Source organism: Pseudomonas sp. Rh2 (genome assembly GCF_040762985.1).
Taxonomy (GTDB): Bacteria; Pseudomonadota; Gammaproteobacteria; order Pseudomonadales; family Pseudomonadaceae; genus Aquipseudomonas; species Aquipseudomonas taiwanensis.
The window spans coordinates 4,099,440-4,122,842 of the sequence record NZ_CP142890.1 but is presented as its reverse complement, the minus strand read 5'-3'; the positions used below and the strand labels follow the sequence as shown (position 1 = coordinate 4,122,842).

General features: G+C 62.0%; 18 protein-coding genes. 6 read left to right on the top strand and 12 right to left on the bottom strand.

Translation table 11 applies throughout. The features are described from left to right. Positions 1-51: 51 nt before the first annotated feature. The gene (locus VXM67_RS18715) at positions 52-663 is read right to left on the bottom strand and encodes a TetR/AcrR family transcriptional regulator (protein WP_023381456.1); all 612 of its coding nucleotides are present in this window, start codon (positions 661-663) and stop codon (positions 52-54) included. Between the two features lie 132 nt (positions 664-795). Here VXM67_RS18715 and VXM67_RS18710 point away from each other — a divergent pair, with 132 nt between their 5' ends. Next, complete coding sequence (locus VXM67_RS18710) at positions 796-1,704, top strand: DUF808 domain-containing protein (protein ID WP_023381455.1); 909 nt, start codon at positions 796-798, stop codon at positions 1,702-1,704. Here VXM67_RS18710 and VXM67_RS18705 read toward each other — a convergent pair. After that, positions 1,694-3,649 (bottom strand): LTA synthase family protein, encoded by a 1,956-nt coding sequence (locus VXM67_RS18705; protein WP_027907561.1) that lies wholly within the window; start codon positions 3,647-3,649, stop codon positions 1,694-1,696. The two genes, VXM67_RS18710 and VXM67_RS18705, sit on opposite strands and share 11 nt — an antisense overlap. 153 nt (positions 3,650-3,802) lie before the next feature. On the opposite strand from VXM67_RS18705, the gene VXM67_RS18700 reads away from it, so the two are divergent. After that, positions 3,803-4,117 (top strand): hypothetical protein, encoded by a 315-nt coding sequence (locus VXM67_RS18700; protein WP_023381453.1) that lies wholly within the window; start codon positions 3,803-3,805, stop codon positions 4,115-4,117. 78 nt (positions 4,118-4,195) lie between these two features. Here VXM67_RS18700 and VXM67_RS18695 read toward each other — a convergent pair whose 3' ends face one another. From VXM67_RS18695 to puuE, 7 genes are all read right to left on the bottom strand, one after another. Continuing rightward, a complete protein-coding gene (locus VXM67_RS18695; protein ID WP_023381452.1) occupies positions 4,196-4,978 on the bottom strand; it encodes an outer membrane protein OmpK in 783 nt (260 codons plus the stop codon). A gap of 352 nt (positions 4,979-5,330) precedes the next feature. Next, positions 5,331-6,116 (bottom strand): outer membrane protein OmpK, encoded by a 786-nt coding sequence (locus VXM67_RS18690; RefSeq protein WP_027907560.1) that lies wholly within the window; start codon positions 6,114-6,116, stop codon positions 5,331-5,333. 140 nt (positions 6,117-6,256) lie between these two features. After that, on the bottom strand, positions 6,257-7,612 hold the full coding sequence (locus VXM67_RS18685) for a nucleobase:cation symporter-2 family protein (RefSeq protein WP_023381450.1): 1,356 nt from the start codon (positions 7,610-7,612) through the stop codon (positions 6,257-6,259). Between the two features lie 198 nt (positions 7,613-7,810). Then, positions 7,811-9,139 (bottom strand): urate hydroxylase PuuD, encoded by a 1,329-nt coding sequence (locus tag VXM67_RS18680; RefSeq protein WP_027907559.1) that lies wholly within the window; start codon positions 9,137-9,139, stop codon positions 7,811-7,813. 43 nt (positions 9,140-9,182) lie between these two features. Next, positions 9,183-9,686, bottom strand: a complete 504-nt coding sequence (locus VXM67_RS18675) for an ureidoglycolate lyase (protein WP_012315446.1) — start codon at positions 9,684-9,686, stop codon at positions 9,183-9,185. A gap of 107 nt (positions 9,687-9,793) precedes the next feature. Then, the gene (uraD, locus tag VXM67_RS18670; protein WP_023381448.1) at positions 9,794-10,309 is read right to left on the bottom strand and encodes a 2-oxo-4-hydroxy-4-carboxy-5-ureidoimidazoline decarboxylase; all 516 of its coding nucleotides are present in this window, start codon (positions 10,307-10,309) and stop codon (positions 9,794-9,796) included. Continuing rightward, complete coding sequence (puuE, locus tag VXM67_RS18665; protein ID WP_023381447.1) at positions 10,309-11,235, bottom strand: allantoinase PuuE; 927 nt, start codon at positions 11,233-11,235, stop codon at positions 10,309-10,311. The genes uraD and puuE overlap by 1 nt, the downstream gene beginning before the upstream one ends. Before the next feature lie 397 nt (positions 11,236-11,632). Between puuE and uraH the strand changes: the two genes are divergently transcribed. Then, a complete protein-coding gene (gene uraH / locus VXM67_RS18660) occupies positions 11,633-11,986 on the top strand; it encodes a hydroxyisourate hydrolase (protein ID WP_023381446.1) in 354 nt (117 codons plus the stop codon). An 813-nt stretch (positions 11,987-12,799) separates the two neighbouring features. Here uraH and VXM67_RS18655 read toward each other — a convergent pair. Further along, entirely contained in the window at positions 12,800-14,119 is a 1,320-nt protein-coding gene (locus VXM67_RS18655) for an NCS2 family permease (RefSeq protein WP_238546561.1), read from the bottom strand. A gap of 312 nt (positions 14,120-14,431) precedes the next feature. On the opposite strand from VXM67_RS18655, the gene VXM67_RS18650 reads away from it, so the two are divergent. The 3 genes from VXM67_RS18650 to VXM67_RS18640 all read left to right on the top strand — a co-directional run bounded on the left by VXM67_RS18650 (position 14,432) and on the right by VXM67_RS18640 (position 21,213). Beyond that, entirely contained in the window at positions 14,432-15,187 is a 756-nt protein-coding gene (locus tag VXM67_RS18650; protein ID WP_023381444.1) for a GntR family transcriptional regulator, read from the top strand. 192 nt (positions 15,188-15,379) lie between these two features. Beyond that, on the top strand, positions 15,380-16,078 hold the full coding sequence (gene aqpZ / locus VXM67_RS18645) for an aquaporin Z (RefSeq protein WP_023381443.1): 699 nt from the start codon (positions 15,380-15,382) through the stop codon (positions 16,076-16,078). 113 nt (positions 16,079-16,191) lie between these two features. Next, positions 16,192-21,213 (top strand): DUF6543 domain-containing protein, encoded by a 5,022-nt coding sequence (locus tag VXM67_RS18640; RefSeq protein WP_186598970.1) that lies wholly within the window; start codon positions 16,192-16,194, stop codon positions 21,211-21,213. A 7-nt stretch (positions 21,214-21,220) separates the two neighbouring features. Here VXM67_RS18640 and guaD read toward each other — a convergent pair whose 3' ends face one another. Beyond that, positions 21,221-22,525, bottom strand: a complete 1,305-nt coding sequence (gene guaD, locus VXM67_RS18635) for a guanine deaminase (protein ID WP_367237281.1) — start codon at positions 22,523-22,525, stop codon at positions 21,221-21,223. 10 nt (positions 22,526-22,535) lie between these two features. Next, on the bottom strand, positions 22,536-23,381 hold the full coding sequence (xdhC, locus tag VXM67_RS18630) for a xanthine dehydrogenase accessory protein XdhC (protein WP_023381440.1): 846 nt from the start codon (positions 23,379-23,381) through the stop codon (positions 22,536-22,538). Positions 23,382-23,403: the final 22 nt, after the last annotated feature.

The following is a 23,403-nucleotide window of genomic DNA, read 5'->3' as shown; positions in this document are numbered from 1 at the left end:
CTCCCACAGAGACTTCAGGAGCGGGCTTGTCCGCGAATGGCGGCAGGTGGTTCAGGCCACCTCAGGCTCACAGCCTTTGAGTACCATCCGGATGATAGTCTCCGCCGCCGCGTCATAATCGCTGTCGGCCAGCTTGGCCTTGCCGGTCACCGCCGAGATCTGCCAGTCGAAGTCGGCATAGGTCTGGGTCGCGGCCCAGATGCTGAACATCAGGTGGTGCGCATCCACATGGGCGATCTGCCCACGGTCGATCCAGCGCTGGATGCACTCGATGTTGTGGCGTGCCTGCTCGTTCAATTGCTCTACCTGACTCGGCGACAGGTGCGGTGCACCATGCATGATCTCGCTGGCGAACACTTTCGAAGCGTGCGGCAGGTCGCGGGAGATGCGGATCTTCGAGCGAATGTAGGAACTCAGCACTTCTCTGGGGTCGCCATCGGCATTGAACGGCGTCGACGCCTGCATGATCGGGGCGATGATGCTTTCCAGGACCTCGCGGTAGAGGTTGTCCTTGGACTTGAAGTAGTAATACACGTTCGGCTTGGGCAGGCCGGCCTTGGCCGCGATATCGCTGGTCTTGGTGGCGGCGAAGCCCTTGTCGGCGAATTCCTCGCTGGCCGCGCGCAGGATCAGTTCCTTGTTGCGCTCGCGAATGGTGCTCATTGTCGGGGCTCTTCCTCGTGTCTGGCCACCTCTAAGAGGGATCGGGCATGGTAGCACCGGCCCCAATGGGCGCTCAAGGCAGCGACTTTCGGCTAGAATCTGGCCCATTCAACTTATTCGGAACCGGCAATCATGGCAGGAAGCAGTCTACTGGTGCTGATCGACGACATCGCCACGGTGCTCGATGACGTCTCGGTCATGACCAAGGTCGCGGCGAAGAAGACTGCGGGCGTGCTGGGTGACGACCTGGCGCTCAATGCCCAACAGGTCACTGGCGTACGTGCCGAGCGAGAGATCCCTGTGGTGTGGGCGGTGGCTAAGGGGTCGTTGGTCAACAAGCTGATCCTGGTCCCTGCGGCGCTGCTGATCAGTGCGTTCATTCCATGGGCGGTTACGCCGCTGTTGATGGTCGGCGGCGCCTACTTGTGCTTCGAGGGTTTCGAGAAGCTGGCGCACAAGTTCCTGCACAGCAAGGAGGAGGACGCCGCCGGGCACGATGCGCTCAAGGAGGCGGTGGCCGATACCAACGTCGACTTGGTGGCGTACGAGAAGGACAAGATCAAGGGCGCGGTGCGCACCGATTTCATTCTGTCGGCCGAAATCATCGCCATCACCTTGGGTACCGTCGCCGATGCGCCGCTGACCCAGCAGATCATCGTGCTGTCGGGCATTGCCATCGTCATGACCATCGGCGTGTACGGGCTGGTGGGCGGTATCGTCAAGCTCGATGACCTGGGGCTGTGGATGACCCAGAAGGCTTCGCGGCTTGCCCAGACGGTGGGTAACGGCATTTTGCGGGCGGCGCCGTACATGATGAAGAGCCTGTCGGTGATTGGCACGGCGGCGATGTTTCTGGTGGGCGGTGGCATTCTGGTGCATGGCATCGAGCCCCTGCATCACGCCATCGAGGCGTTCAGCGAGGGGCGCGGTGGGGCGCTGACCGGGGCGCTGCTCAACGGTGTGGCCGGGGTGGTGGCCGGTGCCGTGGTGCTGGCGGTGGTCAGCGTGGTCTCTAAGATTTGGCGCGCCGTCAAGGGCTGACGGCCACGCCTTTTTCCTCATCGCCGGCTGCCGGCTTCCAGGCGAGTAGGCCTTTGCTGAAATCGTTGGCCGCACTCTGGTAGTAGGCAATCGCCCGACGTACCAGCGGGTTATCGCTACCCACGCTCATTTCCCGGCTGTTGCCCAATGCATCCTTATGCACACGCATGCCGCCGCGCGGGCTGAGGATCGCCAGGTCCTTACCGTCGAACAGGCCCAGGTGCTGATAGTTGCCGATCAGTACCCGCGGCGGCAGGGCGTCTTCACGCAGCAGGTCGCGGCCGAAGAAGGTCGAGGTGTAGCTGAGATTCAGCAGGCCGAGCAAGGTCGGTGCAAGGTCGATCTGGCTGGCCAGTTGCGCGTCTTCGCGCGGGGCGATCAGCTTGGGGGCGTAGATCCACAGCGGGATCTGGTAATTGTTCACCGGCAGGTCTTCCACGCCGGCGCTACCGGCGGTGTGGTCGGCCACGAAGACGAACAGGGTGTTGTCGAACCATGGCTTGCCCTTGGCTTCGCGCAGGAACTGCGCGATGGCATGGTCGGTGTACTTCACCGCGCCTTCACGGCCTTCACCCGACGGGATGTCGATACGCCCGTCCGGGTAGGTGTAAGGGCGGTGGTTGGAGGTGGTCATCAGTTGCAGCAAGAACGGCTGCTGCTTGGCATGGTCGGCATCGGCCAGTTTGAGGGCCTGTCGGTACAGGTCTTCATCGGCCATGCCCCAGGCATTCTTGAAGCTGATTTCGCTTTCATCCACGCTGCTCTGGTCGACGATACGGTAGCCGTTGCCGCTGAAGAAGGCGTTCATGTTGTCGAAGTAGCCACGCCCGCCATAGACAAACACGGGGTCATAGCCGACAGCAGCCAGTTGCTGGCCCAGGCTGCCGTAACCGCTTTCGCGGCCGATGCGTTTGACGATGGAGCGGCCCGGTGTTGGCGGAATCGACAGGGTGATGGCCTCCAGGCCACGGTCGGTGCGGGTGCCGGTGGCGTAAAAATTGTTGAAGTACAGGCTTTCGCGGCGCAGGGCGTCCAGGTTGGGCGTGAGGTTGCGCGGGTCGCCGTTGCTGCCCATGTACTTGGCGCTGAAGCTCTCGATGGTGACCAGGATGATGTTGGGCGTGCGTGGCTCGCCGCTGGCGTTGATATGGCGGCGGATATCCTCGGGCTCGCTGGCCTGGAACCGGGCATTGGGCTCAGCCAGCTCCTGGTGCATCTGCGCGCCGGCTTCACTGGCATCGAGGGTGGCGTAGAACTGGCTGTAGTCCAGTTCGTTGTTACGGAACGCGGCAAAGAACTGGTACGGGCCGTTGCTGGCCAGTTCGCGTTGGTAGGCGTTACCACCCTGGCCGCGGGGGAATTGCTGGTCGACCAGCAAACCGCTGAGCCCCCCCAGCACAGCCAACAGCGCAATGCCGCCCAGGCGTTGGCGCAGATTGGCACCGGGGGCTGCGAGCGCCTGGCCGAGGGGCTTGCGCAAGACCACTGCAAGCAACACGGCGACCACAGCGATGCTGCCCAGCAGGGTGGGCAGCGGGTACGATTCGCGGATGTTGTCCAGCACTTCCTTGGAATACACCAGGTAATCGACCGCGATAAAGTTGAAGCGTACCCCGAACTCGTCCCAGAACAGCCACTCGGCCACCGCGACGAACAGCATCACGAACAGGCTGACGACCAGTACGCCGCCCATCAGCCGGCGATGCAAGCGCGTGCGCCATAAGCCTGCCGGGCACACGGCCAGGTACAGCCCCAGCGGCAGGGCAGCGTAGGTGAGGAAGCTCAGGTCGTACAGGGCACCACTGAAGAACAATGAGACGTAGTCGCCATGTACTTCATCCAGATGGGTGACCAGTAATACCAGGCGGGTCAGCAGGAAGATGCCGAACCACAGTGAGCAAACTAACAGAAGATACCGCCACGGGGCGGCGAGGGACGTGCGCATTAAGTAGGCCTGTTTTCTTTTTTGAATGCAAGAATCCAAGCATGCTAAAGAGCAAAGTGCAAAAATTTTGTCAAAAATTTGCGGTGTTAAAGTGGAAAGCCTGGGCCTATAGTCAGTACTTTGCTTTTTCCTACAGCTCAGGAGGGAGAAACCATGTTTGGTAAAGTATTAACTTACGATGTGTACCACCTGGCGCTCTACCTGGGTACGGTCATGGCCTGGGGGGCGTTGGGCCTGTGGCTGCTGCTGCGCGGGGCGGGCGTCGAGGCGTTGTACAAGTGCTGTGCCATGTTCGGCCTGGCATTGACAATCAGCAGCATCATGCTGGTGCTGGACATCTTTCGAGTGATTGAACACTGGCAGGTAGAAGCGGGGCTGTTGCTGTTTGGTGGGTTGTTGCCTTGCCTGCTTGCTCTGACTTTCAAGGCAACTTTAAATGCGAATAGGATTGATCTGAATAAGTTGTAGGAAATTACTTACATGCTGCGCAGCCTATTGCACATGACAGCGCGTTGTTAATGCAACGCGCTGTCACGTTTCAGCGCATCAGAAGTGCACTTTCACCAGGAAACTCATGGTGTTCTGGTCCGTGGTAAACGCATCGCTGTCCTTGATGCCGTACTTGTTCTTCCAGTAGTCGTACTCCACACCCACGTACAACTGCTTCTCACCCAGGTGCAATGCCTTGCCCAGGTCGTACTTGATCTGCGGGTTGAAGTGCAGGTTGGCCTGGTAGGTGCCGCGACGGTTCTCGTCGTTGTCCACCACCCAGTCCATGAAGCCGTCGATCAGCACGTCGGAATCGCCGACCGGGATGGTGTACGACCACACCGGAGTAATCTGCCACACGTTGTCGCCGGCGCGGCTGCCGTCGGTGGTGCGGTTGTAGAAGTTCAGCTGGAAGTAGTCGAAGCCCGGGATGGCCAGGTCGAAGCCAGGGCCGATCAGGTACGACTCTGTGTCACCCTCGCCAAACTCGTAGGTCATGGCCAGCAGCACGTCCTTGACCGGGCCGAACGCCAGCTTCTGGTCGAAGATCTTGCCGAACGACAGGCGTGGGCTGAACTCGCCGTAGTAGGTGTTGGGGCCGTTGCTGGCGTCCTTCTTGCCCTGGTAGAAGATCTTGTCGATGAAGAAGAAGTTGTCGCCGTACTTCCACGCATCGGCATGCTCGAAGGTGAAGGTTTGCTGGGTCTCGGGGTTGACCTTGAAGTTCTTGCCCCACAGGTAGGTCAGGCTGTTGTTCTGCCATTGCAGCAGGTCGCCGCCGAAGGTGGTGCCACAGGCCAGCAGGCCGCCGGCGAGGATCAGGCTGTTGATGGTACGCATTGAAAGTGTCGCTCCCTTGATTGATCTGTTGTCAGCGCTCGTTGTTGGCGCTTTTTTGTCTTTTGAGTCAGCTTTTTTCGATAGGCCACAGCTGTTTGGCAAGGGTTGGGCCAACTTTTCCGGGTTGGCAAAACCTTCCTGCTCGACTTCGTTCTGAACGGATGAAAAGGGTCTTTCAGGCTGGCAACACGTTGGCCAACCGCCCGTATTCATTGACTGAGCGGTCAGTAAACGCAGGCAGAATCCGTTCTGCCCTGATCGAGGGGGCGCGCAGATTACTGGCTTGCGCGCCGCGCCTCAAGTGCTCCGTCCTGGAGCGGGGTGGTACAAACTTGTGCGTTTGGTCAGTTTTCTAGAAGTGCACTTTGATCAGCGCACTGGCGACACTCTGGTTGCTGTCCAGATTACCGCGGCTGTCGATGCCGTACTTGTCCTTCCAGTAGCTGTACTCAAAACCCACGTACAGCTGCTTGGCGCCCAGGTTCAGCGCTTTGCCCAGGTCGTACTTCACCTGCGGGTTGAAGTGCAGGTTGGCGTGGTAGGTGCCCCGGCGGGTCTGGTCGTTGTCGGTGACCCAGTCCATGTAGCCGTCGATCAGAATGTCGGACCTGCCCACGGGGAGGGTGTAGGACCAGCCGGGGGTAATCTGCCAGACGTTGTCGCCCGGGCGGCTGCCTTCGGTGTTGCGCACGTAGAAATTCAGGGTGAAATAGTTGAAGCCGGGGACGTTCAGGTCGAAACCGGGGCCGATCAGGTAGGCCTCGTTGTCGCCTTCGCCGCGCTCGTAGGTCATGGCCAGCAGTACGTCCTTGATCGGGCCGAAGGCCAGCTTCTTGTCAAAGATCTTGCCGAATGACAGGCGTGGGCTGAACTCGCCGTAGTAGGTGGTGACGCCTTTGCCGGGGTCGGCCTTGCCGTTGTAGAAGATTTTGTCGACGAACATGAAGGTGTCGCCGTACTTCCATTTGTTGGCGTGCTCGAACGTGATGGTCTGCTGGATATCAGGGTTGACCTTGAAGTCCTTGCCGTACAGGTAGGTCAGGCTTTCGCCGTGCCATTGCAGCCATTCGCCTGCATGCGAGGGGAGGGTGGCCAGCAGGCTGCTGCCCAGCAACAGGGACGTGGTGATGCGCTTCATGTTGTGATTCCCGGACTTATTGTTTTTGTTGGCGGTTTTTTTGGCGCGCAGGCGCCCCGGGCGGCCCATTCCGGCGGGCCGACGGTGTTGCGTTTACTGCTTATGTGAATGCAGGGCGGCCATGCGCCGCCCCGTCTGGCTCAATGCTGGTGACAAGCGTCGTTGTGCACCGCGCGTTCGGCGCCACCGAGGATGTTGAACAGAACGTTCAACACCAGGGCACTGACCGTGGCCATGGCGATACCACTGTGGGTGATGGGTTCCATCCACTGTGGCATCTGGGCGAAGAACTCCGGGCGCACCACGGGGATCAGCCCGAAGCCGACGCTGACCGCAACCAGCAACTGGTTGCGACGGTCGCCGATGTCCGCTTCCTGGAGAATCTTGATCCCGGTGGCGGTGACCATGCCGAACATGGCAATGGACGCGCCGCCCAGCACCGCGGGCGGGATCGAAGCGATCAGGAAGGCCGCCTTGGGCAGCAGGCTCAGCAGAATCAGCAGCGCGCCTGCCACCACGGTGACGTAGCGGCAGCGTACGCCAGTCATCTGCACCAGGCCGATGTTCTGGGCGAAGGATGAATGGGTGAAGGTGTTGAAGAAGCCTGCCACGAACGACGCGCCGGCATCGCACAACAGGCCGCGACGCAGCATGCCGGGGGTGACTTCGCGGTCGGTGACCTTGCCCAGGGCCAGGAACATGCCGGTGGACTCGACGAAGATGATCACCACCACCAGGCACATGGACAGGATCGGCGCCAGGCTGAAGGTCGGCATGCCGAAGTGCAGCGGGGTAACGACTTGCAACCACGGAGCTTCGGACAGGCCGGACAGGTCTACCATACCGATCGAGCCGGCCAGGATGTAGCCCAGGCCCATGCCCACCAGCACGGAAACGTTCACCCAGAACCCGCGCATGAAGCGGTTGATCAGCAAGATCACTGCCAGCACCAGGCCGGCCACCAGCAGGTAGATCGGCGAGCCGAAGGTTTGCGCTTCGTGCCCACCGCCGGCCCAGTTGACCGCGACCGGGAACAGCGAGAGGCCGATGGAAGTGATCACCGTACCGGTGACCAAGGGCGGGAAGAAGCGCACGACCTTGGACATGAACGGCGCGATCAGCATGCCGAAGAACCCGGCGGCGATGGTCGCCCCGAAGATCCCCTGCAGGCCGACGCCGGGCATGCCGGCCATGGCCACCATGCTGCCGACGGCTGCGAAGCTTGCGCCCATCATCACCGGCATGCGGATGCCCACTGGGCCGATCCCGAACGACTGGATGATCGTGGCGACGCCGGCAACCAGCAGGTCGGCGTTGATCAGGAAGGCGACTTCTTCGCGAGACAGCCCGGCAGCCTGGCCGATGATCAAAGGCACGGCAATCGCGCCTCCATACATCAGCAGAACGTGTTGCAGGCCTACCAGAATCAATTGGAACAGGGGCAGAGGCTGTCGCGGCGGCGCAACGGGAATGTACGCCTTGCGTGACTCGGACATGCAGCACCTCGAGTTTTGTTTTTATTCTCGGATCCAAGCGCCGGGCTGCAGGCGGCAGGTCTTCAGAAGAAGACCTGGGGTTCCCGCATGAGGCCCGAGCGCTCGATGCTTGCGTATTGCCTTGAAACCGAGGCCGGGTTTACCGGCCTCTTCGCGGGCGAGCCCGCTCCCCAGGAGGCGTGGGGTGTGCCCGTTGGATCAGTTGACCGGCGCGCCCTTGGCGATCCAGTCACCGACGAGCTTGCGCTCTTCCACGGTCATCTGGGTGATGTTGCCCAGTGGCATGATCTGGCTGGCGACCGCTTGAGCCTGGATGCGCGCGGCTTGGGCCTGGATCTGCTGTGGGGTGTCGAACATCACGCCGGCAGGGGCGGCGCTGAACAGTGGGCTGGTCGGCTTGGACGAGTGGCACACGGTGCAGCGTTCCTGGATGACGGTATGGATCTTTTCGAATCCATCGGTCACGGCCTGGGCGGTGGCCTGGGCCGGGGCTTGCGCAGCCGCCGCAGGCGCTTCGGCGGCCTTGGCGGCCTCCTCGGCACGCTTCTCGGCTGCGGTTTTCCCGCCGACAGCGGTTTCCGGCAGAGGCTGGTACTCGATCTTCGCCGCGGCTTGCTCAGGCGCTACAGCCATCGGCTTGGGACCGGTGACGTAGGCCAGGCAGATCATTGCCAGGGCACCGACAGGCAGGGTCCAGGCGTACTTATTGCTGTCATGGCGGGTGTTGAAATAGTGACGGATCAGTACCGCGGCCACTGCGATCCCAGCCAGGATCAGCCAGTTGTATTGGCTGCCATAGGTGCTCGGGAAGTGGTTGCTGATCATGATGAACAGCACCGGCAGGGTGAAGTAGTTGTTGTGGCGCGAACGCAGCAGGCCCTTGGCCGGCAGAACCGGGTCAGGGGTGGTGTTGTTTTCGATCGCGGCCACCAGCTGACGCTGGGCCGGCATGATGATCCGGAACACGTTGCCGACCATGATGGTGCCGATGATCGCGCCGGTATGCAGGTACGCCCCACGGCCGCTGAATACCTGGCTGAAGCCGAAGCAGGCGGCGATGATCAGCACGAACAGCACGGCACCGAGCAGCGCAGGCTTTTTACCCAGGGGCGAGTCGCACAGGAAGTCGTAGATGAACCAGCTGGCGATCAGCGAACCGATACCGATGGCCACGCCCTCGGCACCGCTCAGGGTGCTGCCAGGGGCCAGCAGGTACAGGGCCGGGTTCCAGTAGAACACCACGCACAGCAAGGCGATACCGGACATCCAGGTGAAGTAGGCTTCCCATTTGAACCAGTGCAGGTTCTCGGGCATTTTCGGCGGTGCCAGCTTGTACTTCTCAAGGTGGTAGATACCACCGCCGTGGATGGCCCATAGGTCACCCGACAGCCCCTCGCGCGGATTGCTCCGGTTCAGGTTGTTTTCAAGCCAGACGAAGTAGAACGATGCACCGATCCAGGCGATACCGGTGATCATGTGAACCCAGCGAATGCTCAGGTTCAGCCATTCGTGAAGGTGTGCTTCCACAGTATGTACCTCTGCCGGTCACCGAACGATGACCGACCTTTTCTTATTGGTGGGGATTGAGGATCAGCATCTGTTCCTCGGTGAAGTAATGCTCGTCGCAGTTGTTGCCGGAACCACTGCGATCAACCACCAGGAAGTCATCCCGCTTTTCGATCGTCAGCACCGGGTGGTGCCAGACGCCGCGATGGTAATTAACGCCCTGCCTGCCATTACTGCGGAAGGCTCGGACCAAGCCTGATACAGGTGCATCGCCAACGGGCGCGACCACGATCAGAAAGGGGTTGCCGAGCAGCGGGATGAAAGCCTGGCTGCCCAGCGGATGGCGTTCCAGCATGCGCACGGTCAGCGGCATGTCCAGCGCGTCGGCGCGGAAGATGCTGATGATCGCTTTGTCTTCAGGCTCTGCGGTCTCGACCGTGGCGAGCTTGTGAAAGCGCATGGTCGAGCCGTTGTTGATCATGAAGTGGTCGCTGCCGTCGGTTTCGATCACGTCACCGAAGGGGGCGAAGGCTTCTTTGGTCAGGGGCTCGATCATCAGGGTGCGCATGCGGTTATCTCTTCTATGTTCGTTGTTCTTGAATAGGTGGACCGGCTTGCAGGCCAGGCCCTGGGTACGGACGCGTCACGCACTCGGGCCACGGCTGCGCTCGGTCCTTAAAGCTGCAGCAGGCGGAACAGGGCAATCAGGTTGATCTGTGCCAGGGCTTCCTTGAACTCTGCTTCGGCATCGTTGTGAATGCGTTTTTCGAACGAGGCCAGGATCTGGTGCCGGTTGCTGCCTTTAACCGCCATGATGAACGGGAACTGGAACTTGGCTTTGTAGGCATCGTTCAGTTCGGTGAACCGGGCGAACTCCTCGGCGGTGCACTGGTGAATGCCGGCACCGGCTTGCTCGTTGGTGCTCGATTCGGTCAGCTCGCCCTGGATGGCGGCCTTGCCGGCTAGGTCCGGGTGAGCGTTGATCAGGGCCAGTTGCTCTGCGTGGCTTGCGCTGAGCAGGATATCGCTCATGCGCTGGTGCAGGGCTTCGATCTCGTCCAGCTCACCCAGCTGGCCGAGGTCGTAGGCCTTTTCGGCAACCCACGGCGAGTGCTCGTAGATGTCGGCGAAGGCCTCGACGAAGGCGTCACGGTCCAGGGTGGAGGGCTTGAGGGTCTTGAAGGCAGTCATCAGGCGTTCTCTTTCTTGTACGGGTGGGTGGCGTGCCAGTGGCGGGCGATATCCACGCGACGGGCGAACCAGACCTGCTCATGGCTCTTGGCGTAGTCGACGAAGCGCTTGAGCGCAGCCAGGCGCGCCGGGCGACCGACCAGGCGGCAGTGCAGGCCGATGGAGAGCATCTTCGGCGCTTCGGCGCCTTCGGCATACAGCACGTCGAAGGCATCCTTGAGGTACTGGAAGAACTGCTCGCCGCAGTTGAAGCCCTGCACCTGGGTGAAGCGCATGTCGTTGGTGTCCAGGGTGTAGGGGATCACCAAGTGCGGTTTGCCGGTGGGGTTGTTTGGCTCCCAGTAGGGCAGGTCGTCGTCATAGGTGTCGCTGTCGTAGAGGAAGCCACCTTCCTCCATCACCAGGCGACGGGTGTTTGGGCCGGTGCGGCCGGTGTACCAGCCCAGCGGGCGCTCGCCGGTCAGCTCGGTGAGGATGCGGATGGCTTCGAGCATGTGCTCGCGCTCCTGGGCCTCGTCCATGTACTGGTAGTCGATCCAGCGGTAACCGTGGCTGCAGATCTCGTGGCCGGCCTCGACCATGGCGCGGATGACGTCCGGGTGGCGCTGGGCGGCCATGGCCACGGCGAAGATGGTCAGGGGTACGCCGCTGTCCTTGAACAGCTTGAGCAGGCGCCAGACACCGGCGCGGCTACCATACTCGTACAGCGACTCCATGCTCATGTTGCGCACACCCTGCAGTGGCTGGGCGGCAACCATTTCGGAGAGGAAGGCTTCGGACTCTTTGTCACCGTGCAGGATGTTGCGCTCGCCGCCTTCTTCGTAGTTGAGCACGAAAGACAGCGCGATACGGGCGTTGCCCGGCCATTGCGGGTGAGGTGGGTTGTTGCCGTAACCGATCAGGTCGCGAGGGTAGTCAGCGCTCACTGCAGTCTTCCTTCTTGTGCGTTTGTGCGGGGGTGGGCGGGCCGCGTCGGGATGTCGCACCACCGGATGGGCTGATTGTATACAACTTCTGAAATCTTTTGTAAGCCTGTTTTTCCGCATTTCTTCCCATTTGTCGCATGAGCCTTGCCGGTTAAGTCTTTGCAAGAAACCTGCCCACTTGGTCAGTTAATGACGTTGACGTCTGCGCTGGGCCTGTATTTGCGACTGGTGGCCGGTTTGTCGGGGCGCAGGGAGGAGGGCGAAGGAAGGGTTTAGAAAATTGTGTACAATCTTTCGTGAAAATGTCTTAATGACTGCATTCCCGCATACGGCGAGGTCCATTTTGGTGCCATGCCGAGTATTTTCTGCCCACGATCTGCACAAGAGGCGACAAGCAATGGGACGTTTGACCACACACGTACTGGATGCCGCGCACGGCTGCCCAGGCAGCTCGATCAAGGTCGAGCTCTATCGCGTAGAAGGCCAGCAACTGGAGCTGGTGAACACTGCGCTGACCAACAGCGATGGGCGGGTCGACGCACCGTTGCTGCAAGGCGACGATTACCGTACCGGTGTCTATCAGTTGCAGTTCAGTGCGGGCGCTTATTACCGTGCTCGCGGCGTGCAGTTGCCGGAGCCGGCGTTTCTGGATGTTGTTGTGCTGCGCTTTGGCATCGACGAGAAGCAGGAGCATTACCACGTGCCGCTGTTGATCTCGCCGTATAGCTATTCGACCTATCGTGGAAGCTAGTGGGTCGCTAGAAGAATCTTCGTAGGTCCTTGGCCCGCTCTCACACTGGCGGGCTTTTTTTCGTCTGCAGAAAAAGAGGGTGGCGTGTGGTGTCGGGTGCGGATGTGGGTGGGCTTGAAATCGAGCGCCGCCTGCGCGGCGCATCGCGAGCAAGGCTCGCTCCTACCGAGCCATGCAGCAAAGCGGGCGTGCGCCTCAAGCAGGAAAACCGACCTGAAACAGGCGTAGGAGCGAGCTTTGCTCGCGATGCGCCGCGCGGGCGGCGCTCGATCTTGCAATTGCTAGAAAGCTCAAGCCAAGCTACCGGAACCTGGGGCATACCCTTCGGCCACGGTGAAAAAAGAGGAGGGTGGCGTGTGGTGTAGGGCGCGGATTTGGGGTGGGCTTGAAATCGAGCGCCGCCTGCGCGGCGCATCGCGAGCCATGCAGCAAAGCGGGCGTGCGCCTCAAGCAGGAAAACCGACCTGAAACAGACGTAGGAGCGAGCTTTGCTCGCGATGCGCCGCGCGGGCGGCGCTCGATCTTGCAATTGCTAGAAAGCTCAAGCCAAGCTACCGGAACCTGGGGCATACCCTTCGGCCACGGTGAAAAAAGAGGAGGGTGGCGTGTGGTGTAGGGCGCGGATTTGGGGTGGGCTTGAAATCGAGCGCCGCCTGCGCGGCGCATCGCGAGCCATGCAACAAAGCGGGCGTGCGCCTCAAACAGGAAGACCGACCTGAAACAGACGTAGGAGCGAGCTTTGCTCGCGATGCGCCGCGCGGGCGGCGCTCGATCTCGCAATCGCTAAAAAGCTAAAGCCAAGCCATTCACTAATTAAAGAAACACGAACTTGGCAATGAAAATCGCGCACAGTACCCAAAGGCTGGCAGAGATTTCCTTGTACTTGCCAGTGCCTGCCTTCAATGCCACATAGCTGATGAAGCCCAGGGCAATACCATCGGCGACCGAGAAGGTCAGCGGCATCATGATCACGGTAACGATCGCTGGAATGCTGTCGGTGGCTTCATCCCAGTGAATGTGCGCCATGCTGCCCATCATCAGCATCGCTACATAGATCAGTGCACCAGCAGTGGCATAGGCAGGGATCATCCCGGCCAGTGGCGCGAAGAACATCGCGGCGATGAACAGGACGCCGACGACCACTGCAGTCAAGCCAGTACGGCCACCCGCCGCGACACCCGCGGCACTCTCCACGTAGCTGGTCACAGGTGGCACGCCGACCACCGCTCCGAACACACTGGAGGCACTGTCGGCCTTCAGGGCCTTCGACAGGTTTTCGATACGCCCATCCGCTGCCACCAGGTTGGCCCGCTGGGCTACGCCCATCAGGGTGCCGGCGGTGTCGAACATGTGCACGAAGAGGAACGCCAGTACCACGCTGATCATGCTGACGTTGAACACGCCCGCCACATCCATGGCCATCCAGGTGGGTGCCAGGCTCGGTGGCATCGACATCACGCCACCGAACTTCACCAGACCCAAGCCCCAGCCAGCGACGGTGACGCCGATGATGCTGATCAGGATGGCGCCGAACACCCGCTTGTAGCTGAGGATGGCGATCATCAGGAAGCACACCGCTGCCAGCAGCGGACCAGGCTCATGCAGCGAGCCGAGCTTGATCAGTGTGGCCGGGCTGTCGACGATGATCCCTGCGGTCTTGAGGCCGATCAGTCCGAGAAACAGTCCGACCCCGGCACCCATGGCATGTCGCAGGCTCACTGGGATGCTGTTGAGCAACCATTCGCGAACCTTCGACAAGGTCAGGAACATGAACAGCACGCCCGAGACGAACACGGCCCCGAGCGCTGTTTCCCAGTTGTAGCCCATGGTCCCGACCACGGTGTAGGTAAAGAAGGCGTTAAGCCCCATGCCCGGTGCCAGGCCCACCGGCCAGTTGGCGTAAAGGCCCATCAGCAGGCAGCCGAGGGCGGCGGCGATGCAGGTGGCGACGAAGGCCGCGCCATGGTCGATACCTGCGTCGGCCATGATGTTGGGGTTGACGAAAATGATGTACGCCATGGTGATGAAGGTGGTCACCCCGGCGATCAGCTCGGTTCGGACAGTGCTGCCGTGTTGCTTGAGTTTGAAAATCCGCTCCAGCCAGCTCGTTTCGAGCGGCGGCGCGAGATCCAGCGTAGGGGCTTCGGATTTGCGGCTTTCCACAGCGAGTACTCCTCAAGTCTTTCTTGTTGTTGTGGAGCCTTCGTCCTGCGCAAAAGCGCTTGGCGGCTCCAAGAGGGAAGGCAGACGTCCGACCGTTTGTTGACTTATGGGTCAAGAAGTTGCTCGCTGGATTATCCTTTTGTGTACAAAGAATGCAAATAATGTTTTATCTTTTGTGTGCACAAACTGTCGCTCGATGGCTATATAGCGAAAAGGCCACCTGCAGAAACGGCTCAGCCTGTGTACAATGGCGCCATACTTTCCTTCGTGCCTCGAGAGCCCATGAACGAACAGCTGCAACCTCTGAAGAAACCTGCACGCGCTGGCAAGGCTGGCCGCAGTGGTACCCAGGACGACATCGTCTATGCGCACATCTTCGAGGCGATCCTCGAGCAGCGTCTGGCACCGGGCACCAAGTTGAGCGAGGAAGCGCTGGGCGAGATCTTCGGTGTCAGCCGTACCATCATTCGCCGCGCGTTGTCGCGCCTGGCCCATGAAAGTGTGGTGCTGCTGCGACCCAATCGCGGCGCGGTGGTGGCCAGCCCGACGGTGGAAGAGGCGCGTCAGGTGTTCTTCTCGCGGCGTATGGTCGAGCGCGCTATCACCGAACTGGCCGTGCAGCACGCTACCGCCGAGCAACTCAACGAGCTGCGCCAGATGGTGCGTGAAGAGCGGGACAGCTTCTCGCGCGGCGACCGGGGTGCGGGTATCCGTCTTTCCGGCGAGTTCCACCTCAAGCTGGCCGAAGCGGCTGGCAATGCCCCGCTGGTGAGCTTCCAGCGCAGCCTGGTGTCCCAGACCTCGCTGATCATCGCCCAGTACGAAAGCGGCAACCGTTCGCATTGCTCGTACGACGAGCACATGCAGTTGATCGACGCCATCGAGGCGCGCGATGCCGAGCAGGCAGTGAGCCTGATGATGCACCACATGGACCACATCGACAGCAAGCTCAACCTGGACGAGGAGAGTGCCTCGGACGACTTGCATGCCGTGTTTTCGCACCTCCTGAAAAAGCCCAAGGCCTCCGTCAAGGGCTGATCCTTCCCGCGCCGGTCTCCTGAGTTTTCTCCAGCGCCGCGCCGTCCGAGAGGGCGCGGCCTCGTGTCGCGCAGCGGTCCCGTGGCCTTGACTGGCCATTAACCCAAGGTCTGCTAAATTCTTGTGGGCAAACCTTCATCAAGCAGTTGGGCTTGCGCATTCATTGCGTTCAACTACTTGAGGAAAGGAATCATGAGCATCTCCCTGGGTACACGTATGGGCGCCGAACTGGTCGGCACCTTCTGGTTAGTGCTTGGCGGCTGTGGCAGTGCAGTACTCGCAGCCAGTTCCCCCATCGGCATTGGCGTGCTTGGTGTCGCTTTCGCCTTCGGCCTCACCGTGCTCACCATGGCGTTCGCCATCGGCCATATCTCCGGCTGCCACCTCAACCCTGCCGTGTCGTTCGGGCTTGTGGTGGGTGGGCGCTTTCCGGCCAAGGAACTGCTGCCTTATGTGATCGCCCAGGTGATCGGCGCGATCCTGGCGGCGGCGGTGATTTACTTCATCGCCAGCGGCAAGGCCGGTTTCGAACTGGCATCTGGTCTGGCTTCGAACGGTTATGCCGATCACTCGCCCGGCGGCTATTCGCTGGCGGCCGGCTTTGTCAGCGAAGTGGTGATGACGGCGATGTTCCTGGTGGTCATCATGGGCGCCACCGACGCACGCGCACCGGCAGGTTTCGCCCCTATCGCCATCGGCCTGGCCCTGACCCTCATTCACCTGATCTCGATCCCGGTGACCAACACCTCGGTCAATCCCGCACGCAGTACCGGCCCGGCATTGTTCGTCGGCGGCTGGGCCTTGCAGCAGTTGTGGCTATTCTGGCTGGCACCGTTGATTGGCGCTGCGATCGGTGGTGCGCTGTACCGTGGCTTGGCCCGCGAGCCATAAAGCCGGTTTACAGGCTGGGGGCGCAGGGGCGCCGATGGGCTGTGAATATGAATGTACCGCTTTTCGACGGTCCCCCTGCGCAGACTGGTGGCTCTTCATAAGGAGCTACCTACATGACTTTACCGGCCGAATTGTTCGATGCCGTACCCCTCGACAGCGTTGAATCGACAAGCGCCCCCGACCCGGTCCTGGAGCAGGCCAGGGTGCAACTGCATGCACTGCTTGCCGATGCGCCCGATCCCGTGGACTGGCTCAACCAGGCATCGGTTGCACGGCGGGCCAGGTCGGCTGGCGATACGCAATGGCGGCAACGTTTGCCCGCTGGGCTCGATTTGCAGGCAGGGCACATCGAGTCCGCCGAACCGCAGTGGTTCAGCGTGCTGGAGGAAGCCCTGGAGGCCCAAGCGCAGGTTTATGCCGACCTGTTGCCATTAGGCAGTTTGCCGGACAGCTACCCCGAGCGTCTGCGTGACCGTTACCGGGCACAGCACCTTCAGCGGCTGTTGGACTGTTTCGGCGCGACGGCGCCAGCGCGACAGGCACTGGCGCCTTGGATAAGCCTGCAAAGCACCCGGCATAAAGCGACCGAGCAGGCGCGTCAGGCGCTGACGGGGGAAGGGCCGTGGCGCGAGTCGGGGCCATTGCAAGCAGCAATCCTCGCGGCCATGGATGCCGAGGCAAGCCTGCAGGTGCTTGAGGGGCAAATCACACATCAGGCTCGCGACCAATTGTTCTCGCCCGATGATCAGCACCCCGTGCAGTGGCTTTCGGTGCAGGTGGGTGAACAGCCACTGCCTGGGGTGTGGGCGATGGTCCAAGCCAGTGCATGGGCCTCTGGCTTGCTCGATGCCCCCCTGCTGGTCTGGGTTCATGGCGAAGGCGGAGGGCTGATTTGCCTGGAGGCCCAGGTACAACTGCGCGAGCGCCTGGCCTTCACCCTGGCCAACGCACGCCTGCCAGTATCCTCGCTGGTTCCCGAGGATGAGGCTCAATTGCAGTTCGTGCCCGCTCCGCAAGGCCTCACCGGTCTTGTACAGGACCTGCTGGATCACTGGTCGGGGCAGTTGGGGGACGCTCCGCCAGCCAATGGCCCGCTGGCACAACTGACGCCCGATCAGGAGGCCGAGCGGCGTCGGGAGCTTGCCCGCACGGCGCTGTCGATGCCGGTCGACAGTTGTCGGCAGGCGGCGGTGGCGGTGCTCGAGCAACTGTGGGCAGCCGATACGTTGGCCCAACACCTGCCACAGTGGCTGCTGGCGCGAAGCGAAGATGAGCGCGAGCTCTTTGCCGCCTGGCTGAGGGAGTACCAACAGGCAGCCTGGGCGCTGGAAGATTGGCTTGAAGAACAATTACCGCCATTTGTCACATTCGCCGGTCAGTTGCTCTGCGATCGAATCCAGCAAGACCTGCGCATTACGCTGACCCCTGACACCGTGCTGCTGCATCGGCCGGTGTCGGTCGGCTTTCACTGGTTGGGCGAAGGTACAGTCATCGAGCCCTTCCCTGGCGGCGAGTTCGGCTTTTCCGGCGCTCCATTACACGCGGCGCAGGCGTCGATGACATGGGTGGCAAGCGACGAATGGGAGGATGTGACGGTCGCGCAACTGGCTTGCGAAGGCTTCGATGGCCAGGACGACGCCGAGACTAGACGCCTGCAGATGGCCCAGTGGCGGGTAGCGGGCATCTCGGCGAAGTATCTGTCCGACACCTTGGTCTCGCTCGACCCGCTGAGGCAATTCGAGACTACTCTGGCTGTGACATTCGACCCGTCGCAGGAGGCGGATATCCAGCGCTTGCGTCGACCTTACAGACTCGAACTGCAACTGTTGGCCCGCGTACAACACTGGCGTCAGGCGCTCAGCCAACCTGCCGTGGACATGCTGGACACCGCGGCGCAGGTGACTTCAACTGCGGCACTGGCGCAAGCAAGGATGCGAGTTCACTGGTTGACCATCAACAGCAACCAGGCCCTGGGTAGCGAAATCCGCGGCGCCGGTGCGCTGGTCAGGACCGATTCAGGCCTAACCGTGCTGGTTTTGCCCGGTGCGCCAGAAGACATCAATTTGATCGAGCGCGATAGCCTTGAACAGGCGTTGGCTCATCTGCGGCTGGCCATCCGCACCCGCACGGATGTAGCCGACTATGTTGCGCAGCGCTGCACCGACGACCCTGACCGGCTCCTGAGCTATTTCCGCCAGGCGGCCAGCAAGGGCTATGACGGCTTCTTGAATGCCCCAGCGGCAATCGACCAGACGCTCATCGGCCTGCAGCTGACGGACCGGCGTAACCGCCTGATGAGTCTGGCGCGCCAGCAAGGGCGCAATCAGCTGGGTATCAGGATCAGCCGTGACCAGCAGGCGCATGAGCGCCACATCGGTTATCTCAGGGCTGGCCTGGCGATAGTGCCGGGTGTGAACGTGGTCGTCGCATTGCAGGATATCCAGCACAGTGTCCAGGCCATCGGTAGCGCCTGGCGGGCACGGGATGCCGACTCATTGGGTTGGGCTGCGCTGAGCGTGGCGGGTGCCGTGGCCGACATCCTGCTAACCGCCGTTCCTGTCGCCGGTGGGCTGTGGAGCCTGCGCCGGGCCGTGCGCCTGCGCCTGCGGCAACTCAGCGCCAGCCGCCCGCTGGCCGGCTATGAGGTACAACCACGACTGCGCGGCGCGACTCGCTTGCAGGGGGGCGACGAGGGGCTTTGGCTGCATGCCGGCCAGCAGTACATCCAGCAGGACGGTCGCCTCTATGCCGTCTACCGGCGAGCCGGGGAGCACACGCTACGCTTGCGTGCCACCACCATGCGGCGCTACGAGGCGCCAGTGCGCAGGGAGGGTGGGCGTTGGGTCGTGCATGCCGAGGTCGGCCTGCGCGGTGGCGGCGGCAAACTGACCGAATCGGAAGGGCTGCTGAAATATGCGGGGCCGCGCAGCCGGCACCAGCCGTTCGCCGGGGCAAGCCCGCAGACCGCCTTGGCGCGGGGACGGCGCATCCTCGCCAACTACGCCTTTCGAAGTGAAGAGCAGCGGGTGGAGTTCGTATTGTCCTACCTGGCCGATGGTGTCGCGCCAGCCTGGTCGCGTACCTACCTCATTGGCCCAGGCAGCTCGGCGGGTGTGCCGGTCACCAGGCCTTCCCAGCCCTGGCAGCAGTGGCGTTGGGCGCTTCATGGCGAAGACCGTGTGATCGCAAGGTCCGGGGGCGAAGTCAGTGTACATTTCGGGGGGCAGTCGGATACCTCGGCGCTCGGTGTGCGTGTCGAGGGTAACTATTACCCAATACTTGAAGGGGCGGCCTCCAGTCGGGTGCGTTTCATCGTCCAGCCGGGCTGGCAGCCTGAACGGCTGGTCGATCTCGATGACGGGATCGCACAAGGGTTCGGACCGGTGCGGGTCCGACTGGGGCAGCACGCCGCCGAGGCGCCTGAAGTGTTGGGTGGTTTTGCCGAAACCTTCGGTGCACGGCTTGCCCGGCGTTATCCCTTGATGAATGCCAACGCCCGGCAGGTAATGGGCGAGACGTTGTTCAGGAATGCCCGGCGCCGCCATGGATGGAGTTCGATCACGCTGGAGGATCTGGATCACTGGCTGGATGATGCGACCTCCGAGCCGCTGCGGATAATCGACGAGCGCATCGTCGACAATCTGCAAGTGGCGGTCAACCGAGACGTCCTCGGCACCCAGACGTACGAGTGGCGCTGGATGCTCGCGCGTCCCGAAGCCGATGCGCTGCGCAGCGCTGTGGGGCAGCCGACCTTGCAGCCATTCCAGGCAGGCATCAGGCGGGCCATCGTCGACCGAGGTTACCGGATTCTCCAGGAGGGTGGCCACCAAGGGCGTTGCCTGTTCATCTTCGTGAGGCCCGGGCATCGGGAGGTGTATGTGCTGCTGCAGCATCTGGCGCTGGGGCGGGTATCGCTGATGGGGCGCAACGGCATGGTGCTGTTCGGTGAAGTCTGGCTGGACGAACTGATCTCCCGCTTGACACTGCCGGTCGCTGCCGCGCTGCGCACGGCCCGCCAGCAACGATTGCTGCGGCCAGTGCTGGGCGGCGTGCACTTCGAGGGGCCGCACACCACCGAATTGGTCTGGCAGCGTATCCATTTCCAGCTGCGCGAGAATCCCACGGTCCCGCAAGGACGGAGCTGGCGACACAGCTCGCGTGAGCTCACGATGGCGGACATCGAGCGAGTGCCAGGCTCAGGGCTTTATGGAGCCGAAGGCGAAGCGTTGGTCCAAGGGGTCGCTATCGAAGGGCGCTGGGTGCCGATCTTTCCGGTGGAAAGCAACAGCGCCATTGTGCTTACCCGGACGCAGCAGCTACCTGCACCGTTGCGTTTCGATGACCTGCAACGCTGTGTGCGTCAGCGCTACGGCGAACAGCCCTGGTTGGTGGTGCGTAACCAGCAGGGGTGGTCGGTGCGGCGGGCGCTGTTCACCCTGCCGTTGGATTACCAGGTTAGCCGTGCGCGTCCAGGTTTGGCCCAACAGAGTGCGCAGAACGTCGCCCGTACGGTATTCGAAGGGTTCCAGGGCAGCGAGCATGCGCGGTTGTTGCACCTTGAGCAGGTGCTCAATGGCTGGTTGGGAGATACCCGCGCCCTGGGTGATCTCGCCGACCCGCTGTTGTTGCTCGCGCCGCAGCGGCCCTTGCAGCTGGAGGGGCAGAGGGGGTGGCGGTTGACGCTGGCGCTGGATGCTCCGGCAGCCAGGCCTCCGGTGTACTACCTGCGAGCCGTGGATGCCCACAGCCAGCAATTGCTCGGCACTGTCAGTGGCAGACGCATGCGCCAGCACGCCATCAACGTGGTCGACGATATGCTCAGGCGTTATGGATTGAGCCACCAGCAGCGTATCGGCAATGTCGTCCAGTATGGGCAGTCGTCGACAGGCAGGGTCTACCTCGTGCTGGTGGCCGTCAGCGAAGAGGCGGTTATCGATGTGGCCCCGGACCTGGGAGGATCAGTGCTGTCCCAGGCTTGGCTGGCGCAGTGGCACACGCAGATCGGCGCGCAAGCGCGCCAGGCTCTGCAGCAGGCGGTCGAGCAAGGACGTCTGGTTCGCTTGCTGGTGACCTTGCGCGTAGGGGCAGGGCCTTACAGTGGCCAGGTCGCGGTGACGCGCCTGGCCGATTTCTGATCGCGCCTCAGCGCTGGTGCACGCAACGACCGGCCGCGTAGGTTTCCCGCACGGTGCGGTCGTCGCCCAGGGTGGTGAGGACGAACAGGGTCTCTTCGATGCTGTTGGACTGTTGGATACGGTAGTCCAGCAGCGGCGTGGCCTTGTAGTCGAGCACCACGAAGTCGGCATCGTTGCCTGGGCGCAGGCTGCCGATGCGGTCGTCCAGGCGCAAGGCACGGGCACCGCCGAGGGTCGCCAGGTACAGCGACTTGTAGGGGTGCAAGCGAGCGCCCTGCAGTTGCATCACCTTGTAGGCCTCGTTCAGGGTAGTGAGCAGCGAGAAGCTGGTGCCGGCGCCGACATCGGTGCCCAGGCCAACGTTGACCTTGAAACGCTCGGCCTGGGGCAGGTTGAACAGGCCGCTGCCCAGGAACAGGTTGGAGGTTGGGCAGAAGGCGATCGCCGAGCCGGTTTCTGCCAGACGCTGGCACTCGTCGTCACACAGGTGCACGCCGTGGGCGAACACCGAGCGCTCGCCCAGCAGTTCGAAGTGGTCGTAGACGTCCAGGTAACCCTTCTGCTCAGGGAACAGCGACTTGACCCAGTCGATTTCCTTGAGGTTCTCCGACAGGTGCGTGTGCATGTACACGCCGGGGTGTTCCTTGAGCAGTTGCCCCGCCATGGTCAGTTGTTCCGGGGTGCTGGTAGGGGCGAAACGCGGGGTGACCGCGTAGTGCAGGCGGCCCTTGCCATGCCAGCGTTCGATCAATGCCTTGATTTCGCTGTAGCTCGACTCGGCGGTGTCGGTCAGGTAGTCAGGCGCATTGCGGTCCATCATCACCTTGCCGGCGATCAGGCGCAGGTCCAGACGCTCAGCTTCTTCGAACAGCGCGTTGACCGATTCCGGGTGCACGCTGCCGAACACCAGGGCGGTGGTGGTGCCATTGCGCAGCAGCTCCTTGAGGAAAATCTTCGCCACCTGGTCGGCATGGGCCTTGTCGGCAAACTGCTTCTCGCAGGGGAAGGTGTAGGTATTTAGCCAGTCCAGCAGCTGTTCGCCGTAGGAACCGATCATGCCAGTCTGCGGGAAGTGGATATGGGTGTCGATGAAGCCTGGGGTAATCAGGGCATCCTGGTAGTGCACCACCTCGATGTCGGCGTCCAGGGTCGGCAGCAGCTCGCTGGCATGGCCAACGGCGCTGATGCGGCCATCATCGATTACCAGCAGGCCATCCTCGTAGTATTCGTGGGAGGCGTCCAGGCCAACTTCGGCCGGGTCGGCGATGCTGTGCAGGATGGCGGCGCGGTAGGCTTTACGGGTAGCAGTCATAAAACGCTCGTCAAAGGGCTTGGCTGCGCCGTGAAGGCGGCAGCAACTGGGCAATGGGGCCGGCATTGGCGGCAGCGTCGTGCTGGCCGAAGCAGGCGTTGTAAGTGGCAATGATTTCCCCGGCTATGGACACGGCGATCTCGATCGGCAGCTTGCCTTTGACCTCGGCCAGGCCCATCGGGCAGCGCATGCGTGCCATGACGGCGTCGTCATAGCCGCGCTCGCGCAGACGGTGCTCGAACTTGGTGCGCTTGGTCTTCGAGCCGATCAGACCAAACCAGGTGAAATCGTTGCGCTTCAGAATGGCGGCGGTCAGTTCCAGGTCGAGCTGGTGGTTGTGGGTCATGACGATGCAGTAGCAGCCTGCTGGCAGCTCTGCCACCTCGTCGACCGGTTCCTCGCTGACGACCTTGGTCACACCGTTAGGGATGACCTCGGGAAACTCCTGCTCGCGTGAGTCGATCCAGCGTACTCGGCAGGGCAACGCGGCGAGCAAGGGTACCAGAGCGCGGCCGACATGGCCCGCGCCGAACACAGCAATCTGCGCCTGCACCGCGGCCATGGGTTCGAACAGCAGTACAGTGACGCCGCCGCAGCACTGGCCGAGGCTGGCGCCCAGGCTGAAGCGCTCCAGATGCGGGGTCGTGCGTTGCGCTTCGAGCATCTGCCGGGCGATGTGCAGGGCCTTGTATTCCAGGTGGCCGCCACCGATGGTGTCGAACAGGCCGTCGGCGCTGACCACCATCTTCGAGCCTGCGTTGCGTGGCGTGGAGCCGCGCTCTTCGATGATGGTCACCAGCACGCAGGCTTCGCCACGGGATTGATGGTCGGCGAGGGCGTTGATCCATTGGTGCATGATCCAATTCCTCTTCAGGTAG